Origin of the sequence: uncultured Dialister sp., assembly GCA_900314595.1 — a bacterium.
In the GTDB taxonomy this organism is placed as follows: Bacteria; Bacillota; Negativicutes; order Veillonellales; family Dialisteraceae; genus Dialister.
In genome coordinates, this window is the sequence record OMVW01000017.1 from 17,592 (window position 1) to 34,708 (window position 17,117).

The window sequence follows — 17,117 nt, forward strand, 5'->3', positions numbered from 1 at the left end:
ATTACGTCTCGCCACTGCACTTTTTCAGGAAGCCGGCTCCGGTTTCTGCAAACCGGGACAGATTTCCGTTAATTTCGTGCCGGAAATTCGAATGATTCTTCTTTTAATCCTTTGGCCTTTTCGTATTCATCAAGGGTCCGGTTATATTCTTCTTCTGTCAGGGCCTTCATGATTTCCCTTCGAAGGGCTGCTGCTTCGGGAAGACCGTGGAAATAACGGCTGGCATGGGCCCGCATTTCCCGGATGGCCCTGTTTTCTCCCTTTTCAAGTACAAGTCCGTGCAGGTGAATCCTGGACATGGAGAGTCTCATTTCCCAGGTGGGAGAAGGAAGAATTTCTCTTGTTTCCAGATAGGTATTGACTTCCCGGAAGATCCATGGGTTACCCCAGGCGGCACGGCCGATCGCGACGGCTGCACAGCCAGTCTCATCCATCAAAGCTTTTGCAGAAGGACCGTCTATGACATCCCCGTTTCCGATGACCGGGATTTTTACTGCCTTTACCACTTCAGCAATTTTCTTCCAGTCCGCTTTTCCGCTGTAAAAATCCTCCCTTGTCCGTCCGTGAACGGTAATGGCAGAAGCTCCCGATTCTTCTACAGCCTGTGCCAGTTCCACACAGTTTTCCATTTCCCTGGACCAGCCAAGACGCATTTTCACGGTAATCGGAATGTTTACTGCTTTCACCATGGACTTAACGATTTCTGCGGCCAGGGGGATATTTTTCATCAGCGCAGACCCATCCCCGTTTTTAATGACTTTCTGCATGGGACAGCCCATGTTGATATCAATGACATCAGCTCCGGCTTTTTCCATTTCCTTTGCGCCCAGCGCCATGATATCCGCGCTGCTCCCGAAAAGCTGGAGCGCCACCGGATGCTCAGATGGGTCAATTGCCAGCATGTCTTTCGTTTTTTCGTTCTTATAGTAAAGTCCTTTGGCACTGACCATTTCCGCCGTTGTCATGGCAGCACCCATACGACGGGCTATGATACGATATGCCAGGTCACTGACGCCGGCCATGGGAGCAAGCAATGCCCATCCATCCAGTGTGAGGGTACCGATTTCAGGTTTTTTATACATGTATTTCCTCCGAATTAATTTCACGAAATAGATTATATACTTTTGGCGTATCCTCTGTAAACGGGAAAGAGAAAAATTGAGGTGAGTTTCATATCCTTTAAAGTACGATTTAAAAATGAGAATAAAATGAGTCAGATTAGAATATATGGGATAAATTAAAATATAAAAAGCGTAATACTTAAATCAAGATTATAAACGAAAGACGCCGACACCATCGAGGGTTTGAGCCATTAAAATTTATTGACAAGGAAATTCAGAAATATTAGAATGATTAAGGAACGTCAATGGAAGACGGCAGGATTTCGGGCTTGTGCATGGGTAAGGCGCAGGCTTTTTTATCTCAAGGGGGAGAGGGCCATGGGTGCTGATATTCGTATCTGGAAAAGCCAGTATAAATGCAGCAGTTTTTGTGGTACGCTCTTTTTCCATCCGTCAGCAGTGTTGTATCCATATATAAAGAAGGCTCCTTTTGTCTGCTCTGAAGCAGGCAGGGGAGATTTTTTTTGAGGTTCTGCCTCAAGAAGGGGAGGATAATATGCATGTTGGGATTGTTATGGGTAGCGATTCCGATTTACCGGTCATGAAGAAGGCCTTTGGAATTCTTGATGATTTTGGGGTCACCTATGACGTAACTATTGCTTCTGCTCATCGTACGCCAAAGAAACTGGCTGATTTTGTGGCAGCAGAAGAAAAGAGAGGGGTCGGCGCGTTTATCGCCGGTGCCGGTATGGCAGCTGCTCTGCCCGGTGTTGTTGCCAGCCTTACACTGAAGCCGGTCATCGGTGTGCCGCTTTCCGGTGCAAAACTGGACGGCATGGATGCTCTTTTCTCCATCGTGCAGATGCCTTCCGGAATTCCTGTAGCCACAGTAGCCATCGATGGTACAAAGAATGCAGCATTCCTTGCTGTTGAAATCGGTGCTGTATCTGAGCCGGAGCTTTTTGAGAAGTACAAAGCTTACCGCGAAAAGGCAGCAAAGGAAATTTATGAAAAAGATACAAAACTCCAGGCAGAACTGGGCAAATAATGTAACTGGATAAGGAGAAAAGAAATGAAAGAATACAAACCATTTAAATCCGGCAAAGTCCGTGAACTTTATGATCTTGGCGACAGCCTTGTCATGGTCTGCACCGACCGCATTTCCGCTTTTGATAACATACTGAAATGTCCGATTCCGGAAAAAGGGGCAGTCCTCAACCGTATGTCCAAATTCTGGTTCGACCATACCCGTGACATTGTTCCGAACCATATGATTTCCATCGATACCAAAGACATGCCTGAATTCTTCCAGACCCCTGAATTTGAAGGCCGTGCCATGAAGACTATGAAACTCAACATGATTCCGGTTGAATGCATTGTCCGCGGCTACATTACCGGTTCCGGCTGGGAAGGTTATCAGAAAGATGGGAAAGTCTGCGGTATCAAACTGCCGGAAGGCCTGAAAGAATGCCAGAAACTCCCGCAGCCGATTTTCACTCCGTCCACCAAGGCTCCTGCAGGAGAACATGACCAGAATATTTCCATGGAAGAAGGCATTGAATGGGTCAATCGTTTCTTCCCAGGAAAAGGCAAAGAATATATGGAAAAACTTTCCGAACTGACCCTTGCTCTTTACAACAAATGCGCTGATTACGCTCTCGAAAAAGGCATCATCATTGCAGATACAAAATTTGAATTCGGCCTGGATGAAGAAGGAAATATCGTTCTCGGCGATGAGATGCTGACTCCTGATAACTCCCGCTTCTGGCCGGCAAAGGGCTATGAAGCGGGCCACGGCCAGCCTTCCTATGATAAACAGTTTGTCCGCGACTACCTGAAAGCAAACCCCGGTGATACCGTTCCTCAGGAAATCATCGACAAGACCAATGCCCTTTACAAAGAAGCCTATGAACTTCTGACCGGCGAAAAATTCTGACACCCATTGAATCTACAGAAATGAGGGGTAATTCCCTCCCGGAAATTTCCGGCACCCTTATGTATTAAAGACAGGAGAATTCTGTAATGTATAGAAATATGGATGTTTACGACGACAAGCCTCATGAAGAATGTGGTGTGTTCGGCATATTTGACAGAGAACTGGCAGCGTTCTATGAAACCTATTATGGTATCTTTGCCCTGCAGCACAGGGGACAGGAAAGTGCCGGTATCACCGTTTCCGATGGAAAGAATATGGAAACTTTCAAAGCCATGGGGCTTGTTACCGAAGTTTTCCGGAATCCTCCCCAGATGGAAGGACATATCGGCATTGGTCATGTGCGTTATTCCACCACAGGTTCGTCCATTCCCGTTAATGTACAGCCTCTGCAGGCAGACAGCATTACCGGTCCTATCGCTCTGGCCCATAACGGAAATCTGGTGAATACGAAGAATCTTCGCCGCCGTCTGCTCCTTGAAGGGAATACTTTTTCCACCTCCATGGATACGGAAGTCATTATCAAACTGCTGGCAAGAAGCCGCAGCCCGTCCATGGAAGAGAAATTCCTGGAACTCATGGATGAAATCCATGGAGCCTATGCCATTGTGGCCTGCACGAATGATGCTGTTTACGGCTGCCGTGACCCGTTCGGCTACCGGCCCCTTGTTATCGGCAAAACGGAAAAAGGCTGGGTCCTCGCTTCCGAAACACCGGCTCTCGATGCCATTGACGCCACTTTCGTAAGAGACGTGCTTCCCGGGGAAATTGTAAGAATCAATGATGAAGGTATTCATTCCACCATGTACTGTCCGGTGGAATCCCACCGTCATGGTATCTGCTCTTTTGAATATATTTATTTTGCCCGCCCGGATTCCATCATGAACGGGCAGGATATTTACCAGGCCCGTCTCAACATGGGGCATAAACTCTGGGAAGAAACCCATTATGACGGAGATGTGGTCATGAGCGTGCCGGATTCCGGCAACGTGGCAGCTCTGGGATACGCCGAAGCTTCCGGCATTCCCTTCGTGGAAGGCCTTTTGAAAAATAAATATATGGGCCGTACTTTCATCCAGCCCGGACAGAAAAAGAGAGAACGGGCCGTCCGCATGAAGTTGAATCCGATTCGTATGAATGTGGAAGGAAAACGAATCATTCTGGTAGATGATTCCATTGTACGCGGCACTACCAGCGGGATTATCATTAACCTGCTCCGAAATGCGGGAGCTAAGGAAATCAAGCTCTGTATCAGTTCGCCGCCTGTCCGTTATCCCTGTTTCTTTGGTATCGATACGGCGGAAAGAAAACAGCTGATTGCTGCCAAGTATTCGACGGAAGAAATCTGCAAGATGATTGGCGCTGACGCTCTGCATTATCTGTCCCAGGAAGGACTGGCAGAATCTATTTCCCATATCAAAGCAACAGACATGTGCTTCGCCTGCTTCGACGGGGTCTATCCGGAACCGGTTCCTCATAACGGGCTTGGCACCATGGAAGATGAGGAATAAGGAGGACATATGACTGAAAAGAAAAAAGGATTGACCTATGCGGAAGCCGGTGTAGATATCGAAGCCGGTGAAAGAGAAGTAGAATTGATCAAGAAATCTGTCCAGGCTACTTACATTCGCGGTGTTATGGGTGACATCGGAGGGTTTGGCGGACTTTTCCGGCTGAAAGATGAAATGGGAGAAGACCCCATCCTCGTTTCCGGTACCGATGGCGTAGGAACGAAACTCCGTCTGGCTATTGAGATGGGAATTCATGATACTATTGGCCAGGACTGCGTGGCTATGAGCGTCAACGATGTCCTTGTTCAGGGCGCAAGGCCGCTGTTTTTCCTGGACTATATTGCAACCGGTAAACTGGAACCGGAACTGATGGCTGAAATCGTTAAAGGCGTAGCTGATGCATGCATCGAATCCGGCTGTGCCCTCCTTGGAGGCGAAACGGCTGAGATGGCCGGATTCTATGCTGCAGGAGACTATGATGTAGCTGGTTTTGCCGTAGGCATTGTAGACAGGAAAGATCTCATTACCGGTGAGACCATTACCCCCGGTGATGTGATTCTCGGTCTCCCTTCTACCGGCGTTCATTCCAACGGGTATTCCCTGGTGCGCCGCATCATTAAAGATAATGGCCTGTCTCTGGATAAAGTTTATGGCGATCTTGGAAAACCGCTGGGTGAAGTTCTCCTGACTCCGACCCGGCTTTATCCGAAGCCGGTCCTTCCCGTCCTTAAAGGTACGACCGTAAAAGGCCTTGTCCACATCACCGGCGGCGGCTTCTATGATAATATTCCGAGAGTCCTGCCAAAGGGTACCCGGGCCGTACTGGATGCAGACAAATGGCCGCTCCTTCCTATTTTCCCATTCCTCATGAAAGAAGGGGGAGTAGAACCGCATGAAATGTACCGCACCTACAACTGCGGCCTTGGCATGCTTCTCATCCTTTCCCGTGAAAATGCGGAAAAAGCAAAAGAAATCCTGAAATCCATCAATGAACCGGTTTATGAAGTGGGTGAAATCACCGAAGGAAATCAGGATGTCATTGTGAATGGTGGTCTTTTCCATGAATAAAAAAAGAATCCTTATTTTCGCTTCCGGCCGCGGCTCCAATGCGGAAGCTATCCATGAGGCCACAGTTAATGGCACGGTCAATGGGGAAGTCGTCGGTGTCATCTGCGACCATGCCGATGCGCAGGTACTGCAGCGGGCAAAACGCTGGAATGTGCCGGCCACAGTTATTGAAATGAAATCCTGCAAAGATAAGCCTGATTTCAATGAAAAAATACTGGAAGCGGCAAAGTCTTATCAACCTGATCTCATCTGCCTTGCGGGATACATGAGAATATGCGGCGAAAATCTGATCAATGCCTTTGAAAATAAAATCATCAATATCCACCCTGCCCTCCTGCCTTCTTTCCGTGGACTTCATGCCCAGCGGCAGGCAGTAGAAGCCGGAGTAAAAGTTTCCGGCTGTACTGTTCATTTCGTGGGTACGGGACTGGATGACGGACCGATTATTACCCAGGTGGCTGTACCGGTTTATGATGACGATACGGAAGATACCCTGGCAGACCGGATTCTCCAGCAGGAACATCCGGCTTACGTGCGAGTGGTTACCGCATTCTGCGCGGACCGGCTTAAAATCGAAGGCCATCACGTTTCCGGTATGCATACGAAATAAATGAGTAGGACGATAAGCGGATAAAGACCCCGGGGTCTCCGCTTCTGATATTTCATCAAAATATATTTATATAAAGGAGGAGTCTATATGGCAGTCAAAAGAGCCCTGATCAGCGTTTCCGACAAGACTGGGGTTGTTGAATTTGCTAAAGGTCTTCATGAACTGGGTGTGGAAATTATTTCCACCGGTGGTACCATGAAAGCTGTTGCAGCAGCCGGCGTGCCGGTGAAATCTGTTTCCGAAGTGACCGGTTTCCCGGAAATGATGGATGGCCGTGTGAAGACACTGCATCCGAAAATCCATGGCGGCATCCTGGCAATCCGTGATAATCCGGACCATGTGAAAGCCATGAAAGAACACGGCATTACAGGAATCGATCTGGTAGCTGTTAATCTGTATCCTTTCCGCGAAACCATTGCAAAGCCGGGAGTTACCAGAGCGGAAGCCATCGAAAATATCGATATCGGCGGCCCGTCCATGGTTCGTGCGGCGGCGAAGAACTATAAATATGTGACCATCGTCGTGGATCCGGCCCAGTATGGTGAAATCCTGGAACGGATTAAAAATGATACCCTGGATGAAGAATTCCGCCTCGAACTCTCCAGAAAAGCATTCCTCCACACCGGCCTCTATGACTGCGCAATTGCAGATTACCTCACCAAAGAAGTGACAGGGAATAAAGAAGTCCTTCCGGACATTTATGCAAAAGCATTTGTCAAACTGCAGGATCTCCGTTATGGTGAAAATCCACATCAGAAAGCAGCCTTTTATAAAGACCCTGAAGCCAGAGGAGGCATTGCGGCAGCTAAACAGCTTCACGGAAAAGAACTTTCCTATAATAATATCGTTGATATGGAAGCAGCCTGGGATCTCTGCTGCGAATGGAAGGACCAGCCGGCCTGCATTATCGTGAAACATACCAACCCCTGCGGCGCGGCCCTTGGCAAAGATGCTCTCGATGCTTTTGAAAGAGCTTTCAACGCAGACAGTAAATCCGCATTCGGCGGTATCGTAGCTATGAACCAGGTATGTGACGAAGCGACTGCCAAAGCGATGAAACCGATTTTCTTTGAAGTCGTCATGGCTCCGAAATTCAGTAAGGAAGCTCTCGATATCCTGGGAACAAAGAAAAATATCCGTCTCATCGAAGTACCGGGTGCCTTTGAAGAAGAACTTCAGCTTCATAAAGTATCCGGCGGACTTCTTGTCCAGACTCCGGACAACAGCGCTGAAACGAGAAAAGACTGCAAAGTCGTTACCAACCGTGCTCCGACAGAAGAAGAATGGCAGGCTCTTGAATTTGCATGGAAGATTGTTAAACATGTTAAATCCAATGCAATCGTTCTAACCGGTAAGGATGTCACCCTGGGTGTCGGTGCAGGCCAGATGAACCGCGTGGGCTCGGCTGACATTGCTATTGCGGAAGCGGGCGAAAAGGCAAAAGGTTCCGTCATGGGCTCCGATGCTTTCTTCCCCTTCGGCGATACCATTGAAGCAGCCGGTAAAGCAGGCATTACTGCGGTTATCCAGCCGGGCGGCTCCATCAGGGATCAGGAATCCATCGATATGGCAAACAAGTATGGTATTGCCATGGTATTCACGGGACACAGACATTTCCGTCACAGCTGAGAGAGGATTATAGATGAAAGTACTAGTTATTGGCAGCGGTGGAAGAGAACATGCCCTCCTGTGGAGACTGGCACAGAGTCCTTCTGTCACTGAAGTATATGCCATTACCGGAAATGATGGTATGAGCGACGTGGCTCACCTCATTCCCGTGAAAGGCCACGAAGATATCATTGATTTTGCAAGACTTATGAATGTGGACCTCACTGTGGCAGGCCCGGAAACCGTCCTCACTGAAGGTCTGGCTGATGAATTTGCTGAAAAAGGTCTGGCATTCTTTGGACCGTCCAAAGCTGCTGCCCGCATCGAAGGCTCCAAAGGCTTTGCGAAAAACCTTATGAAGAAATACGGAGTACCTACGGCGGCTTATGAAGTCTTTACCGATGAAGACAAAGCAGTGGAATATTTGAAAGCCAATAAGAAATATCCTATCGTCATCAAGGCTGATGGTCTGGCAGCAGGCAAAGGCGTCATTATTGCCCAGACTGAAAAAGAAGCCATTGACACAGTGAAGGATATGCTGGAAGGGCATTCCTTTGGCGGTGCAGGCCGTTCCGTAGTCATTGAGGAATTTATGGAAGGGGAAGAGGCATCCGTTCTCTGTTTTTGTGATGGAACCACTGTCGTTCCCATGGTTTCTTCCCAGGACCATAAGCGCATCTATGACGGGGATAAGGGGCCAAATACCGGCGGCATGGGCGCCTATGCCCCGGCTCCGGTGATGACTGACGACATGATGGATGAAGTCAAAGTAAAAATTCTTCGTCCCATGATGGCAGCTATGAAGAAAGAAGGCTATCCTTTTGTGGGATGTCTCTATGCAGGTCTCATGATTACCGATGAAGGTCCTAAAGTCGTGGAATTCAACTGCCGCTTTGGCGATCCGGAAACGGAAGCTGTACTTCCTCTCTTCGATGGCGATCTTGCCCAGGTCATGCTGGACTGTGTCCATGGAAAGCTTACCAAAGAAGAAGTGAAATGGAAAAAAGGCTGTGCTGTTGATGTGGTTATGGCTTCGGAAGGATATCCTGCCTCGCATTCCTCCGGCGAAGTTATTTCCGGTCTCGAAGAAGCAAAGGCGACAGGCTGCCTCGTATTCCATGCAGGCACGATGAAGAAAAACGGAGAATACCTGGTCAATGGCGGCCGCGTACTGAACGTAGTAGCGCTGGCTCCGACTCTGGCAGAAGCCAAAGCCAAAGCCTATGAAGGCGTTTCCAAAATCCACTGGCGCGGTGTACAGTATCGCAAAGATATTGCAGACAAAGGTCTCCATCATCTCGAAGAAAAGAAATAATATATTCCATACAAAAAGGCATCTCTGGTAGATGCCTTTTTTGTGTGGGGAATATTAAAAATGATTTGTGAAAAGCCGGGGTTGAAACAGGAAAGATACATAAAAATTTTTACATTGAACCGGATCTAATATAGAAGAGACTTTTGATGACTTTAAATCTTTCGTATGGAATGCATGAATTCAAAATATTGTAAAAATAATGGAAAGCTGATTTACAAAACCATTACAAACTAAACGTAAAGTATACCTTGTCATCTCTATCGTTTTTACATCTATCCCTTACACTATGTACAACGCAACAAAAACAATAATCATTTGTTTCAAGGAGGATTAACATGAATCTTAAAAAGTGGATGGCAGTAGCTCTTTCCGGTGCAGCATTGGTAGCAGCAGCAGGCTGCGGCGGCGGTTCTCCCGCTCCGGCTAAAAGTGCAGCAGCTTCCGGTTCCAAAGTTTCCGGTCAGGTAACCGTTTCCGGTTCTTCCGCACTGCTCCCTCTTGCTAAGGATGCAGCAGCTAAATTCAAGGCAAAGAACCCTGACGTTTCCATTACCCTGAATGCAGGCGGTTCCGGCACTGGTCTGAAACAGGTAGCTGAAGGCTCCGTTAATATCGGCAACTCCGATGTTCCGGCAGAAAAGAAGCTCCCTGCTGACAAGGCTAAGGGCCTCGTAGACCACAAGGTATGTGTTCTCACCGTTGCTCCGGTAGCCAACAAGGATATCGGCGACAAGGTAAAGAGCCTGACCAAAAAACAGCTGCAGGATGTATTCACTGCAAAAGTAACCAACTGGAAAGATGTTGGCGGCCCGGATGAACCAATCGTCCTCGTAACCCGTCCGACCACTTCCGGTACCCGTGCCCTCTTCACTGAACTGGCTCTGGCAGGCGCTGAAGAAGCTTCCAACAAATCTTTGGAAACCGATGATAGCGGCACACTGATTCAGTCCATTGCTCAGACCAAGGGTGCTATCGGCTATGTAGCTCTGTCCTATCTGGTTAACAATAAAGATGTTGTACCCATCGGCATCGATGGCGTAGCACCGACTCTGGAAAATACTTACAACGGCAAATATCCGGTTTGGGGCTATGAACACATGTACACCAAGGGCGAAGCAACCGGCGCTGTTAAAGCTTACATCGATTATGTAATGAGCGATGAATACGGCGTAGAAATTGAAAAACAGGGCTACGGCGTATCCTCCAAGATGAAGAAAAAATAATCCGGTCTGCCGGACGCGGAGAAACTTTCCCCGCAGATAAAAGGTCCAAAAGACCTGACAAAATGAATTCAAGCGGGAAAAGCAGTCGCAGTGAATCTCTGCGGCTGCCTTTCCCGTATTTCAACAAAGGGGTTGAATCAAGAAATTATGGAAAGCAATATGCGGCAGCAGCATATGTTCCGAAGAGAAATACTGGGGAAGAGCATCTCCACCATATGCGGGCTGTTCCTCATCGTTCTCACCATTGCCATCGGGTGCTTCCTCCTGGCAAAAGGCATGCTTACATTTACGGACTTCCACCACAGCATCGGTGAATTCCTTTTCTCCTCTGCCTGGAAACCGTCGGATACCGATGTTGGCGGCGGTAAAGTCGGTGCGGCCATCTTTATCTGGGGCTCCATCCTCACCTGCTTCCTTGCACTTGTCATTGCCATTCCGTTTTCGATCTGCACAGCCGTTTTCATGACCCAGATTTCTCCGAAACTGGGAGAAAAGGTCATTCGTCCGGCAGTAGAAATCTTTGTAGGCATTCCTTCCGTCGTTTATGGCTGGGTAGGCCTGGTCGTGCTCGTTCCTCTATTACAGAAGGTATTCAACCTTCCTCATGGACAGTGCGTGCTGGCGGCATCCATCGTTCTTTCCGTCATGATTTATCCGACGATTACCTCCGTCTCTGCAGATGCGCTTCGCACAGTAAACAAGAAATTTATTGAAGGTGCTTACGGTCTGGGCTCTACCAGATGGCAGATGATTTACAAGGTATTGATTCCGGCAGCCCTGCCGGGAATCCTGACTGCCATAGTCCTGGGCCTTGCAAGAGCCTTTGGCGAAGCATTGGCAGTTTCCATGGTCATCGGCAAGATGAAATCTTTCCCTTCGAGCCTCCTTGCCCCGACAAACAGCCTGACCGCAGCCATTGCATCTGATATGGGCGGCGCTATGGACGGTGGGGAACTGAACTCTGCCCTCTGGACCATGGCACTCCTGCTTTTCATTATTTCCCTGATCTTTATCCTTCTGATTCATCTGATTGCTGCAAGAAAGGAGAAATTAGCATGACACAGCCGTCAAATGAGGGGACCCTGAATCTCCGCTATATCGATGCAGGCCTGAAAAAAGCCCGTTTCTCCGATCATGTCGCAACCGGATTCTTCTATGTCGTTTCTGCGGCATTCGTTCTTCTCCTTATCGCTTTCACCCTCTATGTGGTCTGGGGCGGGGTAAGGGCACTCAAACCGGAAATCTTTTCCTTCGGTATCAACGGTATTGGAAACCAGTTCTTCAATACTGTTTATCTCGTCGTACTTTCTCTGATTATTTCCGTGCCCATTGGTGTATTCGCAGGTGTCTACATGGCTGAATATGCGCCGCCCGGAAGAGTAACCAATTCTCTTCGTATGGCTATTGAAACGCTGTCTTCCCTGCCTTCCATAGTAGTCGGCCTGTTCGGCTACCTCGTATTCATCATTATGGTTCACTCCCAGTGGAGTCTTTTTGCCGGCTCTCTGGCCGTATCCGTACTTTCCCTTCCATTAATTACCTCTACGACTTATGATGCGTTCAAAACGCTTCCTCCCGGTTATAAAGAAGGCTCCCTTGCCCTTGGTGCTACTCACTTTGAAACCATCTGGCATGTTATGCTTCCCGCTACGATCGGCCCGATTGTAACAGGTGTCATCCTGGCAGCAGGAAGAGGCTTTGGCGAAGCAGCCGCCCTTCTGTATACCGCCGGAATGTCCACTGATATTAACTGGAATAACTGGAATCTGGCTTCTCCGGCCTGCCCGTTGAATCCATTCCGTCCCGGTGAAACCCTTTCCCTCCAGGTATGGGCAGCCCGTACCGAAGGCGTGGGCGCAGGTGCAGCCGATACCGCTGCTGCCGCATCAGCCGTTCTTATGATCATGGTATTAGTATTCAGTATCGGTGCCAGACTGGTAAGCCGGTATGTATCCAAGAAGACAGAAGGAGAAAACGCATAATGACAAACAATGACTCTATGGCAGTGAATGCACAGGCTTCCGCATCCGCCATTTCCGTATATTCCAACATCATGTTCGACTGCAAGGATGTAGATCTCTACTATGGCGCATTCCAGGCACTGAAGAAAGTTAACCTCCGCATCGAAAAGAATCAGATTACCGCTCTCATCGGACCTTCCGGCTGCGGCAAATCCACATTCCTCCGTACCCTGAACAGAATGAATGACCTCGTGGCAGGCTGCCGCGTGGAAGGACAGATTCTCCTTGGCGGCACCAATATCTACACTGACGTGGATCCCATCGTTCTTCGCCGCCATGTAGGCATGGTATTCCAGCAGCCGAACCCGTTCCCCAAGAGCATTTATGACAATATCGCTTACGGACCAAGACTGAAAGGCATCACCAAAAAGAGCGAACTCAATGATATCGTTGAACGTTCTCTCCGGCAGGCAGCCATCTGGGACGAATTGAAAGATCGTCTTCATAAATCCGCCCTTGGCCTTTCCGGCGGTCAGCAGCAGCGTCTTTGTATCGCCAGAGCTCTTGCGGTTGAACCGGAAGTCCTCCTCATGGACGAAGCTACTTCTGCACTGGATCCTATTTCCACAGCTCATATCGAAGACCTGGCAGTCAAACTGAAAAAAGACTATACCGTCATCATGGTTACCCATAATATGCAGCAGGCCCAGCGTATCGCTGACAAGACCGCATTCTTCTATCTTGGCGAAATGGTTGAATTTGGTGAAACAAACCAGATTTTCGAAAATCCGCAGAATGAAAGAACGATCCGTTACGTATCCGGCAATTTTGGCTGATATATACTGTAAAAGGCTTTACCAGGAAATATTTTTCATTTTCTCTTGCCGGACTTCATCCTTTGCAGATGTGTATCAAGAATAAAATTATGGTAAAATAAAATTAAGTTGATGAGTCATCCGGCAGGTATTTTTGCTTGCCGGCTTTGGTTATATGTTTTTATGGAGGCCTATATGGCGCTGATTTACTGTGTTGAAGATGATGAAAGTATCCGGGAACTTGTAAGTTATGCACTCCGTGGACAGGGGTATAAAGTGGCCGGGTTTGGAGAAGCCCAGGAATTTTATGATGCCCTGCAGAAAAACGTACCGGATCTGATTCTTCTTGATATCATGCTTCCGGGAGAAGATGGACTTACAATATTGAAGAAACTGCGTGCTCCGGGTAAACTTCAGAACATTCCGATTATTATGATGACTGCCAAAACCAGTGAATTCGATGTTGTCAAGGGACTGGACCTTGGGGCCGATGATTATGTAACAAAACCATTTGGCATCATGGAACTCCTTTCCCGCATCCGGTCCGTACTCCGGCGCACGAAGAAACCACAGGAACAGGGTAAAAAACTACTTTCTTTTGAAGGCATAGTTGTTGATCAGGAACAGCATACTGTTATGGCCGGAGGAAAAGAAGTACAGCTGACCCTGAAAGAATTTGACTTATTGTGTTATTTGCTGTTAAATAAAGGCATCGTCCTGTCCCGAGACCAGATTATGCAGGCCGTATGGGACTCTCCTTTTGAAATGGAGAGCCGTACCATCGATATGCATATCATGAGCTTGCGCCAGAAACTGGGAAGCGAAGGTGCAGCCATCAGAACAGTTCGTGGAGTGGGCTACCGCCTGGGCGACAGAAAATCTTAAGGAGCAGTAACAATACATGAAAGTCCGCATCTATCGAAGCCTTTTGCTCATGGGCATCCTGTCCGTAGTCCTTACTTTTATCCTTTCCGCCGTGCTCTACTATCAGGGCATGGTGGAACAATTCAGCCATGAAGTTCAGCATCTGAACATAGTCATGGCTGAATCTCTGTCTATGGATGAAGAAGCGCGCGGAAAAGACTATCTTGCCCGTGTCTTTGATGAAAACAAAGGGACTATCCACATCGTCTGGCTTGATGACAAAGGTTCCGTGATATACGACAGTGATGGTGAAACCGACGAAGACTATATGTCCGGCAGTGAAGTCAAAGAAGCCATGGAAAAAGGCATGGGCAGCGGTGTCCATAAAGATGCCAGGGGAAATCCGAAGAGCTACTATGCCCGAAAAGCTCCGGATGGTTCCATCCTTCGTCTTTCCAGCATGCGCTCCGTCTCCTATGCGGCCTTTTCCGCTTATCTTCCGGAAATAGTGATTTTCTTCTTCGTTTTTATCGTAGGCTGTCTCTTTGTGGCGGAAAGGGAAACCTTGAAAATACTGAAACCGTTCCAGCTCCTGGGAGATTTAGTACAGGATATAATGGAAGGGAAAAAAGTGACCCCGCCTGCGGCCTATGAAGAACTGAATCCTCTTATTTCCAAAGTAGAAGAACAGCATGATGAAATAGAAAGCTATCTGGAAGATCTGGAAGAAGAGAGAAATACCATTCAAATCGTTTTCAATACGATTTCTGATGGTATTATTCTTCTGAATGCCCATAAAGAAATTGTTTCCTACAATACCAAGGCCGAAGAAATATTCAAACCCGGCGAAGACAAAAGATATCGCCGCATTGCAAGTCTGTATCACGACGAAGACTGGCTGCGAGTGATCGGGAAAGCTTACCGTACAGAAGGCAGGCAGCAGTATACGCTGAATCTTTTCGACAAGCCCTATCGTATGGTTATGACGCAGCTTGAACTGACCGACGGCCAGACCGGTCTTCTCATCGTTCTCCGCGATATGACCGCTTCTTATATGGCAGAAAAGATGAGACGGGAATTTTCCGCCAATGTTTCTCATGAATTAAAGACACCTTTGACCTCTATCAGCGGATTTGCAGAAATGATTGCCAATGGTATGTATCAGCAGCCGGAAGATGTGAAATTCTTTGGAAGCCGGATTGTCAATGAATCCCATCGTATGCTGACGCTCATTGATACGATTATGCATCTTTCTAAAATAGAAGAAACAGAAACCACTATTACCTGGAAAACAGTATCCATGGACAGCCTTGTTCATTATGCAGCAGAACTCATAGAACCGCAGGCAAAAGCCAAGAATGTGACAATTACCGTTGATACAGAACCTCTTTACGCCTATGGTAATGCGGCCCTCCTTTCCGAACTGATTATGAACCTTCTGGATAATGCAGTAAAATATAACACCCAGGGAGGAAGCGTTCATGCCGTACTTTGCCCGGAAGGCGAAGATAAAATCAAACTCACCGTATCCGATACAGGTATTGGTATCGCGAAAGAAAAACAGGATCGTGTATTTGAGCGATTCTATCGTGCTGAAGAAAGCAGAAACAAAGCCACCGGTGGTACCGGCCTTGGTCTTGCCATCTGTAAACACATAGTAGATAAACATAAAGGGACACTGTCTGTTTTCAGCGAAGAAGGGAAAGGTACAACCATGACCGTTATACTTCCCCGCGTCAGCGAAGCAGATGTTTCCAAAGAAGAAATCGAAACCCTGACAGCCCGGCAGGAAGCAGAAGATGCGGAATCCGGCAAGCTTGCTGAAAGGGAAGCGGAAGAAGATAGAAGGACAGAAGAAGAAACAGGAGAAACTAGAGCAGAAATCCTTAAACCGGAAAAACCGCTTCATAAAGAAAAGAAAAACAAGAAGAAAAAGAAAAAAGCACTGGACCGTGATAAGTCCAGAATCAAGGAAGACAAAAAGAAGAAATAATAAAAGCCGCCTCTCCTTATACGGAGCGGCGGTTTTTATTATGGACTTATGTTTTTAAAGTAGCATTGAAAGTGCCAGTCTTGTTATCAAACTTAAGTATATAATCGGCAGCAGCTCCATTCGTTACCGTATGGAGAAGAAGTTCCTTTTTGGCAGCCTGGAACGAAACCTCATCAAAATCCGTTTTCAGAGAATCGGCTGCAAATACTACGGTAAAAATGCCTTTTTTATAAGCTACGATTTGGCTTCCACCTGCGGTACCTGTTTCAACCAGGTAAAAGCGCCGGCCGCTGTCGGTATTGATGAGAGGGGTGACAGTCAGCTTTGCATCGGTATATGAAGTTCCGTCAGCACTGGTTCCTGATGAGTGACGTACCGGACAGGTGAGTGTTAACTTCTCAGTAGAAGAGGCAGTAGAAAAAATAACATCTGCATTCACACTATCGCCGGAAGTCATACCGGCATCTAGCCGCTGATCGGAGGAAAGAGTCGTGTGAAACGCAGCTTCCCCCTGACTTACAGCCAGTATAGTCGATTCGCCGGTAATCCAATTGGCAGAAACAGTGCCTGCAAGAATGAAAGAAGCAAAGACGGCAGAAAGAATTATTTTTTTCATCAGAAACCCTCCTTTGAAATTACATTTCCTCTATGTATTATAAACTTTTAAGAAGATAAAACAAAAGAAAAATAACCATTTCAAATGGACTAAACATAAAATTAAAGATAGTCTGAAAAGGTTTAAAATGACTGAGATCCGGTACATCTTTTTCGCTATGAAATATAGGTTGTAGAATCATTATTTTTAATACCAATGAGGCTGCCTCAAACTGCGCTAATATCAAAAAAGAAGTACATCATTCAAAGTCTATAGTGGATACTTTTAAAACGACAGGAGAACCCAAAACAGGAAAATCGAGAATTGACTGATTTGACAGAGAAAATACAAATTGTTATAATAACATACGCTTGAACAAGAAAGACAACTTCGGAAACAATGGAAACATAAAAAGGTGTTGAAAGGTTTAAGCACTCATTATTATCATCAAGCCGCAACTAGCGGCATCACGAAAAAGTTTTTGAAAAAATTGAAAAATAATTTGACAAAAACGAAACCTCGTGATATGATAATCAAGTCGCTTGACGAGCGATGATTCT

The 17,117-nt window shown here is 47.2% G+C and carries 16 protein-coding genes; 14 read left to right on the top strand and 2 right to left on the bottom strand.

Going from position 1 to position 17,117, the window contains the following annotated elements:
* Positions 1-68: 68 nt before the first annotated feature.
* Complete coding sequence (gene dusB / locus QZN42_RS05895; protein WP_296955247.1) at positions 69-1,082, bottom strand: tRNA dihydrouridine synthase DusB; 1,014 nt, start codon at positions 1,080-1,082, stop codon at positions 69-71.
* A gap of 357 nt (positions 1,083-1,439) precedes the next feature.
* Between dusB and QZN42_RS05900 the strand changes: the two genes are divergently transcribed.
* The 14 genes from QZN42_RS05900 (at position 1,440) to QZN42_RS05965 (ending at position 15,962) form a co-directional block, all read left to right on the top strand.
* Positions 1,440-1,589, top strand: a complete 150-nt coding sequence (locus QZN42_RS05900) for a hypothetical protein (RefSeq protein WP_296955249.1) — start codon at positions 1,440-1,442, stop codon at positions 1,587-1,589.
* A gap of 28 nt (positions 1,590-1,617) precedes the next feature.
* Positions 1,618-2,109 carry a 5-(carboxyamino)imidazole ribonucleotide mutase gene (gene purE, locus QZN42_RS05905; RefSeq protein WP_296955252.1) on the top strand — a complete coding sequence of 164 codons (492 nt, stop codon included), beginning with the start codon at positions 1,618-1,620 and terminating at the stop codon, positions 2,107-2,109.
* Positions 2,110-2,133: 24 nt separating this feature from the next.
* On the top strand, positions 2,134-2,997 hold the full coding sequence (locus QZN42_RS05910; protein ID WP_296955253.1) for a phosphoribosylaminoimidazolesuccinocarboxamide synthase: 864 nt from the start codon (positions 2,134-2,136) through the stop codon (positions 2,995-2,997).
* An 86-nt stretch (positions 2,998-3,083) separates the two neighbouring features.
* Entirely contained in the window at positions 3,084-4,505 is a 1,422-nt protein-coding gene (gene purF / locus QZN42_RS05915; RefSeq protein WP_296955257.1) for an amidophosphoribosyltransferase, read from the top strand.
* A 9-nt stretch (positions 4,506-4,514) separates the two neighbouring features.
* Positions 4,515-5,573, top strand: coding sequence for a phosphoribosylformylglycinamidine cyclo-ligase (gene purM, locus QZN42_RS05920; RefSeq protein ID WP_296955258.1), 1,059 nt, complete (start codon positions 4,515-4,517; stop codon positions 5,571-5,573).
* Positions 5,566-6,183, top strand: a complete 618-nt coding sequence (gene purN, locus QZN42_RS05925) for a phosphoribosylglycinamide formyltransferase (RefSeq protein ID WP_296955261.1) — start codon at positions 5,566-5,568, stop codon at positions 6,181-6,183. Before purM ends, purN begins: the two co-directional genes overlap by 8 nt.
* A gap of 87 nt (positions 6,184-6,270) precedes the next feature.
* Positions 6,271-7,812: a bifunctional phosphoribosylaminoimidazolecarboxamide formyltransferase/IMP cyclohydrolase gene (gene purH / locus QZN42_RS05930; protein WP_296955263.1), complete on the top strand. Its 1,542-nt coding sequence runs from the start codon at positions 6,271-6,273 to the stop codon at positions 7,810-7,812.
* Positions 7,813-7,825: 13 nt separating this feature from the next.
* A complete protein-coding gene (purD, locus tag QZN42_RS05935) occupies positions 7,826-9,106 on the top strand; it encodes a phosphoribosylamine--glycine ligase (protein ID WP_296955264.1) in 1,281 nt (426 codons plus the stop codon).
* 335 nt (positions 9,107-9,441) lie between these two features.
* On the top strand, positions 9,442-10,329 hold the full coding sequence (locus tag QZN42_RS05940; protein WP_296955267.1) for a phosphate ABC transporter substrate-binding protein: 888 nt from the start codon (positions 9,442-9,444) through the stop codon (positions 10,327-10,329).
* Positions 10,330-10,476: 147 nt separating this feature from the next.
* A complete protein-coding gene (pstC, locus tag QZN42_RS05945; RefSeq protein WP_296955271.1) occupies positions 10,477-11,388 on the top strand; it encodes a phosphate ABC transporter permease subunit PstC in 912 nt (303 codons plus the stop codon).
* Positions 11,385-12,311, top strand: a complete 927-nt coding sequence (gene pstA, locus QZN42_RS05950; protein ID WP_296955273.1) for a phosphate ABC transporter permease PstA — start codon at positions 11,385-11,387, stop codon at positions 12,309-12,311. Before pstC ends, pstA begins: the two co-directional genes overlap by 4 nt.
* A gap of 71 nt (positions 12,312-12,382) precedes the next feature.
* Positions 12,383-13,126, top strand: a complete 744-nt coding sequence (gene pstB, locus QZN42_RS05955; RefSeq protein WP_296955286.1) for a phosphate ABC transporter ATP-binding protein PstB — start codon at positions 12,383-12,385, stop codon at positions 13,124-13,126.
* 174 nt (positions 13,127-13,300) lie between these two features.
* Positions 13,301-13,990, top strand: coding sequence for a response regulator transcription factor (locus tag QZN42_RS05960; RefSeq protein ID WP_296955278.1), 690 nt, complete (start codon positions 13,301-13,303; stop codon positions 13,988-13,990).
* 16 nt (positions 13,991-14,006) lie between these two features.
* A complete protein-coding gene (locus tag QZN42_RS05965; RefSeq protein WP_296955281.1) occupies positions 14,007-15,962 on the top strand; it encodes a cell wall metabolism sensor histidine kinase WalK in 1,956 nt (651 codons plus the stop codon).
* Between the two features lie 46 nt (positions 15,963-16,008).
* Here QZN42_RS05965 and QZN42_RS05970 read toward each other — a convergent pair whose 3' ends face one another.
* The gene (locus QZN42_RS05970; protein WP_296955284.1) at positions 16,009-16,578 is read right to left on the bottom strand and encodes a hypothetical protein; all 570 of its coding nucleotides are present in this window, start codon (positions 16,576-16,578) and stop codon (positions 16,009-16,011) included.
* Positions 16,579-17,117 lie beyond the last annotated feature (539 nt).